At 71.4% G+C, this 8,776-nt stretch carries 4 protein-coding genes; all 4 read left to right on the forward strand.

Annotation, left to right across the window (positions count from 1 at the left end):
- Positions 1-101: 101 nt before the first annotated feature.
- Entirely contained in the window at positions 102-1,115 is a 1,014-nt protein-coding gene (locus PV341_RS41310; RefSeq protein WP_500360532.1) for a carbohydrate kinase family protein, read from the forward strand.
- Positions 1,116-1,244: 129 nt separating this feature from the next.
- Positions 1,245-3,659: a glycoside hydrolase family 32 protein gene (locus PV341_RS41315; RefSeq protein WP_500323528.1), complete on the forward strand. Its 2,415-nt coding sequence runs from the start codon at positions 1,245-1,247 to the stop codon at positions 3,657-3,659.
- 438 nt (positions 3,660-4,097) lie between these two features.
- Positions 4,098-7,409 (forward strand): LamG-like jellyroll fold domain-containing protein, encoded by a 3,312-nt coding sequence (locus tag PV341_RS41320; protein WP_500360534.1) that lies wholly within the window; start codon positions 4,098-4,100, stop codon positions 7,407-7,409.
- Positions 7,410-7,549: 140 nt separating this feature from the next.
- Positions 7,550-8,641 (forward strand): ABC transporter substrate-binding protein, encoded by a 1,092-nt coding sequence (locus tag PV341_RS41325; protein ID WP_500323526.1) that lies wholly within the window; start codon positions 7,550-7,552, stop codon positions 8,639-8,641.
- Positions 8,642-8,776: the final 135 nt, after the last annotated feature.

Below are 8,776 nucleotides of genomic sequence, written 5' to 3' on the forward strand. Positions count from 1 at the left end.
TAGCTCCGAGCACGGTGACCTGACGCGGCTGCATGGGGTGGTTCCTCCAGGTGGGAGCGGGGCCGGCCCACGTCCCCGCTCCCACCTGGAGGAACCACCCCATGCAGCCGCGTCAGGTCACCGTGCTCGGAGAGTGCGTCGCCGATGTCTTCCCCGCACCCGGGCACGGGGCGGCCCCGTCCGGTGCGCACGGCCGCTCCCCGGACGGGTCGCATGAGCTGCGGCTGCGCGTCCTGCCGGGCGGCGGTCCGGCCAACACCGCCGTGGGCCTGGCCCGTCTCGGCACGCCGACCCGGCTGCTGGCACGGCTGTCCGGGGACGTCTTCGGCCGCCTGTTCCGCACCCATCTGCTGGCATCGGGTGTCGACCTGTCGGCGGCCGCGGACGCTCCCGAACCCAGCACGCTGGCGGTCGCCGACGTCGACGGCGACGGGCAGGCCGCGTACTCCTTCCACGCCGAGGGCACCGCGGACTGGCAGTGGACGCGCGAGGAGCTGAGCCGGGCCGCACTCGGCGATGCGGCCTGCGTCCACTCCGGTTCGCTCGCCCTGGTCAGACGACCGGGCGCCGTCCTCGTGGAGGAGGTGCTGGCCGGGGCACGGCAGCACGCGACGGTCAGCATCGACCCCAACGTCCGGCCCGCCCTGGTCGATCCGCGGGTCTACCGGGACCGGATCCGGACGTGGTGCGCGACGGCCGACATCCTCCGGCTGAGCGAGGACGACCTCGCCGTGCTGGCCCCGGGCACCACGCCGGAGGCGGCCTGTGACGACTTCCACGCGTCGGGGGCCCGCCTGGTCGTGGTCACCCTCGGGGCGCGGGGCGTCCTCGCCTCGCTCGACGGCCGGCGGGTCTCCGTGCCCGGTGTGCCGGCGCGGGTGGTCGACACCGTCGGTGCCGGGGACTCCTTCACGGCGGGGCTCCTCCACCACCTCGGCGGCCGCGGGCTGCTGGGTGGCCGGCTCGACCGGCTGCGGACCGACGACGTCGTGGCGGCCTGCGCGTATGGGACCCGCGTGGCCGCGCTGACCTGCGCCGTCGCCGGGCCGAACCCGCCGTGGGCCCACCAACTGGAGCCGGATGCTGCCGATCTGACAGGCCGTCCGACCTCATGAGGGGCCGCAGCCGATCCTGCACGGGGCGTTGACGGGCTCCCGGCAGGGGCCCATCATCGGTCATCGATCGGATGTCAGCGATGACATGTGTCAACGATGACATCACCGGCGTGCAGAGAGTGGGTTCACATGCGTCGAAGAGTCGGGGCGCTGCTCGTCGCCCTGATCGCGAGCCTGGCCGCGTTGCTGCCCGGCACCCCCGCGGTCGCCGGGACCGTGGGGGAATACCCGGAGTTCCCGTATCCGGCGACCACCTACAGCGAGCCGTTCCGCGGCCAGTTCCACTTCAGTTCGCAGTCGGGCTGGATGAACGACCCCAACGGCCTGGTGTACGCCAACGGGCTCTACCACTTCTTCTACCAGCACAATCCGCACGGCCTGGCCTGGGACACCATGCACTGGGGCCACGCCACCAGCCCGGATCTGGTGCACTGGACCCAGAAGCCGATCGCGCTCGAACCCGGCGTCCACCCCGGCACGCTCTTCTCGGGCGGCGGCGTCGTGGACAAGGACAACACCTCGGGGCTGAAGACGGGCTCCCTCGACCCGATCGTGGTGTTCTCCAACACCGACGGCGTGAGCGTCTTCTACAGCAACGACGACGGCCGGACCTTCCAGGCCTACGACAAGGGCCGCAAGCAGATCGAGATCCCCGCCGAGAGCCGTGACCCCAAGGTCTTCTGGGACGCGGCACGCCACCGCTGGGCCATGGTCGTCTGGTCCAACGAGGGCGGCAACGGTGTGTCCGTCTACACCTCCCCGAACCTCCTCGACTGGACCTTCGCCAGCCGCTTCAAGGCACCGTGGCTCTTCGAGTGCCCCGACATGTACCCCCTGGCCCTGGACGGCAAGGCCGGGCAACAGCGGTGGGTCCTGACCTCCGCGTCCGGTCAGTACGTCGTCGGCTCCTTCGACGGCACGACCTTCCGCACCGACTGGACCGGCCCGCAGCAGATGGACCTGGGCACCACCTTCGCCGGGGGCACCTTCTACGCCGCCCAGACGTTCACCAACACGCCCGACGGCCGCACCGTGCAGATGGCCTGGCAGGGCGGCAACCGCGGCAGCACCTGGACGGGCAACTCGACCTTCCCCGCCTCCCTCGGCCTGGTCAGCACCCCCGACGGACCGCGGATCACCCGGACACCGGTCGCCGAGCTGGCCTCACTGGGCTCGGAGACCCGCAGTTGGAAGAACCAGACGGTCAACGCGGTCAAGGACGACAACCTCTTCGGGGGCATCAAGGCCGACACGTACGAGATCACCGCCCAGTTCGACGTGAAGGGCGCGACCGCCACGCAGTTCGGCTTCGACCTGCACGCCCGCTCCGACGGGACGGCCGACGGCAGCGTCGTCTACGACACCAAGGCGCAGACCCTGCGGGGCAAGCCGCTCAAGCCGCGGAACGGCAAGGTCACGATGCGGCTGCTGGTGGACCGGGGGCAGTTGGAGACGTTCGCCGACGGCGGGCTCTACTCCCTGTCCGACAACGTCGACTTCGACTCCGCTGCGGACAGCCAGGGTATCCGGCTCTTCGCCGTCGGCGGCAAGGTGAAGCTGGACAGCGCGACCTTCACCCGCCTCAACACCAGCTGGGGCACGGCACAGTCCACCCTGGAGAGCAACCTCAAGGGCCCGTGGCACGCCGCGGGCGGGGCGTGGACCGACGTCAGCGGCGGCAAGCGCGCCTCGACCGGCGGCGACGGCTTCTACCTGAGCGCCGGCAGCGGCGGTGACGCCGTCTACCAGGGCGACCTCACGCTGGACACCGCGCAGGCCGCGGGCCTGACGTTCCGCGCGAACGCCTCGGGCGCGGGCTACACGGCGAACATCGACAGCAGCGGCGTCCTCAAGCTGTGGCGCCCGGGCCGGGACATCGCGACCTACGCCACCCCGGTCACGAAGGGCCGCACCTACCACCTGAAGGTGCAGACGAACGGCTCCCGCATCCGGGTCTGGCTGGACAACGGCACCGACCCCGTCATCGACGCCACCGACGCCGCCTACACCACCGGCGTGTTCGGGGTGAACGTCTTCAACGGCACGGCGACGGTGCAGAACCTCAACACCGGAACGGCCGGTTTCTCTGCCTTCCCCGCCGGCCGGTGGATCCCGCGGGGCGGGACCTGGACGGTCACACCGTCCGGGCTGAGGGGGAGTTCGTCCCAGGACGGCTTCTACCTCAGCGACCGCACGGGAGGTGACTTCACGTACGAGGGCGACCTGTCCGTCACCAACGGCACGGCGGCCGGGCTCACCTTCCGCGCCCGCGACGACGGCGCCGGCTACACGGCGAACATCGACTCCAGCGGCGTGGTCAAGCTGTGGCGGCCGGGCCGGGACATCGCGACCTACGCCACCCAGATCGTCGAGGGCCGCACCTACCACCTGAAGGTGCGCACGGACGGCTCCCGCATCCGGGTCTGGCTCGGCGGTGGCGCCGACCCCGTCATCGACGCCACCGACGACACCTACGCGGGCGGGTTGTTCGGGGTGAACGGCTTCGCGGCCAACACCCTGGTGCAGAACCTGACCATCGGCTGACCCGCCGGCTGACCCATCGAGGACCGCTCCGGGGCAGGCTTCCGTGCCCGGCCCCGGGCGGTCCTTCCATCGCGCCGGTTTCCAACGTTGAACACGTTCCGGTTCGCCATGAGGGCGCCCCGCATCACGCCAACACACCCCAATTGGAGGTCACTTCACGAAGGCCCATCCGGCCCCTTGATCCCGCTCCGCTCTGCGCCGGAGCGGGCACGGTGGCGTGCGCGGCACGTTCTCCCATGCCCGTACGGCCCGTTGACGGGCTTCTACGCGAGGTCTGGACAGGGCGGCGGGGCCCTGCTTTCATGCTCTCCGCGCCGAAAATTTCCAACGTTGTACAACCGCGTTTCCGGCGCGTAGCGCTCTTGGTCCCAGGCACCGCACACTCCTGACCCGCAACTTTCCCGTCAAGGCGTCGACGACTCCCACGGAAGGTGCACCATGAGTCCTGGCCGACGACGTACCCACCGCTTTGCTCGGTTCACCGCCCTACTGGCACTCCTCCTCGGTGCGGCCCTGCTGACGCCCTTCCCGGCGTCCGCCCGGCCCTCCGCCACGACCGACGTCCCCACCGACGTCACCGCCGCCTCCGCCGACGCGGGCCTGCGCGGCGACTACTACCGGATGTCCAGCGGCACGGCCCTGGACTTCGCCCGGTACACCGGCACCCGGATCGACAGCTCCCTCCACGTGGACGACCTCCTGCCCACGCTGCGGGCCTACGCCGGCACGACGGACAACGTCGCCGTGCGCTGGACGGGCCGCCTGGAGGTGCCCGACGACGGCACGTACACCTTCTACATCAAGGGCGACAACGGCTTCCGCATGTCCCTGGACGGCGCGAGCGTGATCGACCACTGGACCACCGACTGGGACGTCCAGACCACCTCGCAGCCGATCACCCTGACCGCGGGCCTGCACGAGCTCGCCTACGACTACAACCAGGGCAACGGCGGTGCCTACCTGCACACCGAGTGGTCGGGGCCGGGCTTCGACCGCCGCCCCGTACCGGACTCGGCGCTGCACCTGCCGGCCGGGTTCGCCCCGGCGGACGCCGATGCGTCGGTGGCCACCAGCGGCCGCAGCGCCACCGTCGAACTGGGCTCCCGCGTGACCGGCCTCCCCGTGGACGCGGCCCCGCACCTCGCCCTGCTGTCCGGCGGCACCCGCTGGTCCGCCACCGTCTCCCGCGACCCCAAGCACCCCACCCGGCTGGTCCTGAAGCCCGCCGAGGCCGACTCCCCGGTCTCGCTCAACGCCGACGTGCGGATCAGTTACGACGGCAAGGGCGGCATCACCACCGCCGACGGCGACCTCGGTCCCTTCTCGGTCATCGCGCGCAACGAATCGACCTGGTACTTCCAGACCAGGTGGGCCAAGGACGTCTCCCCGTCCCGCCCGCTGCCCGACTACCCGCGGCCGCAGCTGACCCGCAAGCAGTGGAAGAACCTCAACGGGACCTGGCAGTTCCAGCCGACCGCGCAGGACGCCGCACTCCCCCAGGGCAAGCTGAGCGGCAGCATCGTCGTCCCGTACCCGATGGAGTCGGGACTGTCGGGCGTCGCGCGGCACCACGACTGGTCGCTGTACCAGCGCACCTTCACCGTCCCCGACGACTGGCGGGTCCGCTCCGGCAACCGGCTGAAGCTCAACTTCGGCGCCGTGGACTACGAGGCCTGGGTGTACGTCAACGGCCGCGAGGTGGCCCACCACACCGGCGGTTACCAGGCGTTCACCGCCGACGTCACCGACGCCCTGGCCGGGCGCGGTCCGCAGACCCTGCTGGTGAAGGTCAAGGACACCACCGACGACCGCTACGCGCTCGGCAAGCAGTCCCGCAACCCCAGCGGCATCTGGTACACGCCGAGTTCGGGCATCTGGCAGACCGTGTGGATGGAGCCGGTCCCCGAGGCGTCGGTCGACTCGCTCGTGCTGACCCCGGACGTCGCGGACTCCTCGCTCGCCGTCACCGTACGGCCGGGCGCGGGCACCTCGCCGGGCGCGAAGGTCACGGCCACCGCGTACACCCGTGACGGTCGCAAGGCCGGCTCGGTCACCGGTGCCGCCGGGACCGCCCTGCGGCTGCCCGTCCCCCGCGCCCACCTGTGGAGCCCGGACGACCCGTACCTGTACGACCTCGAGGTCACCCTCACCGACGGCCGCGGCAAGGACCGCGTCGGCTCCTACTTCGGCATGCGGTCGATCGAGGTGTCCCCGGCCGGCGGCACCAACCGGATCAAGCTCAACGGCAAGCCGGTGTTCGTGCTCGCCACCCTCGACCAGGGCTTCTGGCCCGACGGCCTCTACACCGCGCCGACCGACGAGGCCCTGAAGTACGACCTCGTCCAGCACAAGAAGCTCGGCTTCAACGCGGTCCGCAAGCACATCAAGGTCGAGCCCGCCCGCTGGTACTACTGGGCGGACAAGCTGGGCCTGATGGTGTGGCAGGACATGCCGAGCCGCGGCACGGCGGCCGCCGGCACCCCGGAGACCCAGACCTTCGTCGACCAGGTCCACCAGATCGTCGACCAGCACATCAGCACCCCGTCCGTCCTGGTGTGGACGCTGATGAACGAGGGCTGGGGCGAGTGGAGCAAGCAGGCCACCGGCGAACTCGCCGACGCCGTCAGGGAGCAGGACCCCTCGCGCCTGGTCGACGCCCACTCCGGCGTCAACTGCTGTGCCTCCAAGGGCGATTCCGGCCGCGGTGACCTGATCGACTTCCACGACTACCACGGCCCCGCCAGTCCGGCCCCGGACGACACCCGCGCCGCCGTCGACGGCGAGCACGGCGGCTACTCCTACCTCGTCCCCGGCCACATCCTGGGCACCGCGGGCGGCCAGGACTACGGCGACGCCGCCCACAGCAAGGAGGAACTGACCGCGGCCTACGTGGAGAACACGCGCAAGCTGCTCCGGCCGGCGGCCTGCGGCCTGTCCGGCTCGGTCTACACGCAGATCACCGACGTCGAGGGCGAGCTCAACGGCCTGCTCACCTACGACCGCGACGTGGTCAAGGTGATCCCGGAACAGGTACGGGACGTCAACCGGCAGGTCATCGCGGCCGGCGCCACCGCCGGCGGGGCCGACGTGCCGCCCGGCGCACCCGGACCGAACGGCGTCGGCTGGTGGCCGCTGCACGAGGGCTCCGGCACCGTCGCGAAGGACGTCGCCGGGGACCACGACGGCACCCTGACCGGCGGCACGAGCTGGACGACCGGCCCGAACGGCGCCGCCCTGCAGTTCGACGGCCGCACCGGATCGGTCGACACCGGCGCCACCGTCCTGGACACCGACCGCCACGACTACTCGGTCGCCGCCTGGGTCCGGCTCGACGACAAGGGGCACTTCAGCACCGCGGTGTCCGTCGACGGCGACACCAACAGCGCCTTCTACCTGCAGTACTCGCAGGCCGACAAGCGGTTCGCGTTCAGCTTCGCCGGGAGCCGGGCCCTCGCGGGCACCATCGGCGAGCCGGAGGCCGGCCGCTGGTACCACCTGGTAGGCAGCTACAGCCACCGCGACGGCCGGCTGCGCATCTACGTGGACGGCGGCGAGGCCGGTTCCGTCCGCGGTTGCAACGCCGAGGGGCCCTCGGGCCACCTGGTGATCGGCCGCGGCAAGTACGGCGGCAACCTCGTCGACTACTGGGGCGGCGCGATCTCCGACGTGCACGCCTACGACCGCGCGCTGACCGCCGCCGAGGTGGCGTCGCTGGCCTCCGGCGAGCCCGCCGTGCCGGCGAAGCGCTGACCGAGTACCGACCACCTGAGCGGCCCGCCCTGGCACGGGGCGGGGCGGGCCGCCTCCCGGGCCGTGCCCCCGGGGCGACGGCGGCACCACCGCACCCCCCTGATCAGGTCGCACACCGCTCTCCGAGGAGTTGAACGTCCATGAGCACCTCCCGTTCCACCCGCTTCCTTGCCGTCGTGTGCCTCACCGCCGCGGCCGCCCTGACCGCCACCTCCTGCGCCAAGGAGGAGGGCTCCGGCAGCGCCTCCTCCGCCTCCTCCGAGGGCGCCCAGGTCGTGCAGTCCCCGACCGCGGCCACCGACGCCGCCGGCAGCGGCTGCACCCTGCAGACCTACGGGGCGGGCAAGCTCGACCTCAAGGACGCCGTCGTCGGCTTCTCGCAGTCGGAGAAGGAGGCGAACCCGTTCCGCATCGCCGAGACCCAGTCCATCAAGGACGAGGCGGCGAAGCTCGGCGTCAAGAAGCTGCTCACGACCAACGCGCAGTCACAACTGCCCAAGCAGATCAGCGACATCCAGGACATGCTCGCCCAGGGTGCCCAGCTGCTGATCGTCGCCCCGCTCAACTCCGACGGCCTGGAGCCCGCACTGCGCGCGGCGGCGGCCAAGCACGTGCCGGTCATCACCATCGACCGCAAGATCAACGCCACCGCGTGCAAGGACTACGTGGCCTTCCTCGGCTCGGACTTCGTCGAGCAGGGCAAGCGCGCCGCCGACCAGATGATCAAGGTCACCGGCGGCAAGGGCAAGGTCGCGATCCTGCTCGGGGCCTCCGGCAACAACGTCACCACCGACCGGACCAAGGGCTTCGTCGACCAGATCAAGGCGCAGGCCCCCGGCCTGGAGATCGTCGCCCAGCAGACCGGTGAGTTCGCCCGCGACAAGGGCCAGCAGGTGATGGAGCAGCTGATCCAGGCGAACCCGGGGATCACCGCCGTCTACGCGGAGAACGACGAGATGGGCCTCGGCGCGGTCACCGCGCTCAAGGCGGCCGGGAAGAAGCCCGGCGAGGACGTCAAGATCGTCTCCATCGACGGCACCCGCAACGCCGTGCAGGCGCTGGCGAACGGCCAGTACAACGGCGTCATCGAGTCCAACCCGCGCTTCGGGCCGCTCGCCTTCGCCACCGCGCAGAAGTTCTTCGCCGGCGAGGCCATCCCCGAGGACGTGATCATCTCCGACCGCGAGTACGACGCGTCCAACGCCAAGGGCTCGCTGGCCGGGGCGTACTGAGCCCCCGCGCCTGCCGCCCGGTCCTCCTCCCCGGCCGGGCGGCAGGCCCGTCCCTCCTCGGCTCCCGACACCGCGAACCCACGGAAGGCCCGCTATGGCACCCCCCGACGCGGCACCCGCCGCACCGCCGCCCGG

The sequence above is a fragment of the Streptomyces sp. PA03-1a genome (genome assembly GCF_033792805.1).
Classification (GTDB): domain Bacteria; phylum Actinomycetota; class Actinomycetes; order Streptomycetales; family Streptomycetaceae; genus Actinacidiphila.

What these genes read in the sequence shown, in the direction of transcription:
- PV341_RS41310 (WP_500360532.1), top strand. Translation starts at nt 102, where the DNA reads ATGCAGCCGCGTCAGGTCACCGTGCTCGGAGAGTGCGTCGCCGATGTC.
- PV341_RS41315 (WP_500323528.1), top strand. Translation starts at nt 1,245, where the DNA reads ATGCGTCGAAGAGTCGGGGCGCTGCTCGTCGCCCTGATCGCGAGCCTG.
- PV341_RS41320 (WP_500360534.1), top strand. Translation starts at nt 4,098, where the DNA reads ATGAGTCCTGGCCGACGACGTACCCACCGCTTTGCTCGGTTCACCGCC.
- PV341_RS41325 (WP_500323526.1), top strand. Translation starts at nt 7,550, where the DNA reads ATGAGCACCTCCCGTTCCACCCGCTTCCTTGCCGTCGTGTGCCTCACC.